Below are 1683 nucleotides of genomic sequence, written 5' to 3' on the forward strand. Positions count from 1 at the left end.
GGAGCGGAAAAAGTGCGTACCTTTGCAACCGCTTTCGAGAGGGAGAGCCGCTGAGAATGACAGACTGGTAAAGAGAGGCAGACTTTCAAAGGCGCTGCACCCGAGTATCTTACCTTGCAAGACGGCAAGGGAGCGAGAAACGGATAAGCCCCGCGAGGTCATCCCGAGAAACTTTTTCGAAAAAAACTTTCGGAAAAATTTGGAGGGAAAGAAAAAACGCCTTACCTTTGCAAACGCTTTCCCGCTGAAACGGGAGCACGAAAGAAAGATAGTTCTTTGAAAGACTTTAGATAAACAAACGAAGATGTAGTACAAGAAGTAGTCTTATATATAATGTATATATGGGATGAAACAAGAACCGTCAATAACCTGAAAAGGATATAGAAATCGGTTTCCTGGAACAGAATCAACAATACCCGCAAGGGTAAGAAAATATTTTACAATGAAGAGTTTGATCCTGGCTCAGGATGAACGCTAGCTACAGGCTTAACACATGCAAGTCGAGGGGCAGCATGAACTTAGCTTGCTAAGTTTGATGGCGACCGGCGCACGGGTGAATAACGCGTATCCAACCTTCCGCTTACTCGGGGATAGCCTTTCGAAAGAAAGATTAATACCCGATGGTATCTTAAGCGCACATGCAAATAAGATTAAAGATTTATCGGTAAGCGATGGGGATGCGTTCCATTAGATAGTAGGCGGGGTAACGGCCCACCTAGTCGACGATCTGGAGCGTATGGAAAAGCAAATGTAGGTATAAGTAACGATAAAGGGGGTGGGAAACCCCCTCGCCGAAAGACTAAGGTTTCCTGATCAACGCTAATCGGATCAGGGTAAGTCGGGTCCTAAGGCTCAGCCGAACGGCGAGGCCGATGGCAGAAACGGTTAATATTCCGTTACTACCTTTGAGGGTGACGTGGGGAAGCAGCAGTGACACCGCCGCCGGCTGACGGAATAGCCGGTTGAAGGGTGTAGGCGCCGATTTCCGCAGGCAAATCCACGGAAAGAGCCGAACCTGATAGTACGCCAACTCCTTCGGGAAGCGGCGATAGCGCGGGTAAGCAGACTGCCGAGAAAATCCGCTAAACATAACTTCAGAGGTACCCGTACCGCAAACGGACACACGTAGTCGGGTTGAATATACTAAGGCGCTTGAGTGAATCACGGTTAAGGAACTAGGCAAACTGACCCTGTAACTTCGGGATAAAGGGTCCCTCCTCGCAAGAGAGGGCGCAGAGAATAGGTCCAGGCAACTGTTTAACAAAAACACAGGGCTGTGCGAATATGAAAGTAGAAGTATACAGCCTGACACCTGCCCGGTGCTGGAAGGTTAAGAGGAGATGTCATCGCAAGAGAAGCATTGAATTGAAGCCCCAGTAAACGGCGGCCGTAACTATAACGGTCCTAAGGTAGCGAAATTCCTTGTCGGGTAAGTTCCGACCTGCACGAATGGTGTAATGATCCGGACGCTGTCTCAACCGTGAGCTCAGTGAAATTGTAGTATCGGTGAAGATGCCGATTACCCGCGATGGGACGAAAAGACCCCGTGAACCTTTACTATAGCTTAGCATTGAATTTGGGCACGCGATGTGTAGGATAGGTCGGAGGCTGAGAGACGGGCACGCCAGTGTTCGTGGAGCCGCTGTTGAAATACGACCCTTCGTTTGTTTGAGTTCTAACTCC

The 1683-nt window shown here is 49.0% G+C and carries 1 other annotated feature.

The window, feature by feature from the left end:
- Nucleotides 1-447 precede the first annotated feature (447 nt).
- Nucleotides 448-1683, forward strand: a sequence feature (most likely nonfunctional fraction of RNA operon).

Source organism: Bacteroides mediterraneensis, from assembly GCF_900128455.1.
GTDB classification, from domain to species: Bacteria; Bacteroidota; Bacteroidia; order Bacteroidales; family Bacteroidaceae; genus Phocaeicola; species Phocaeicola mediterraneensis.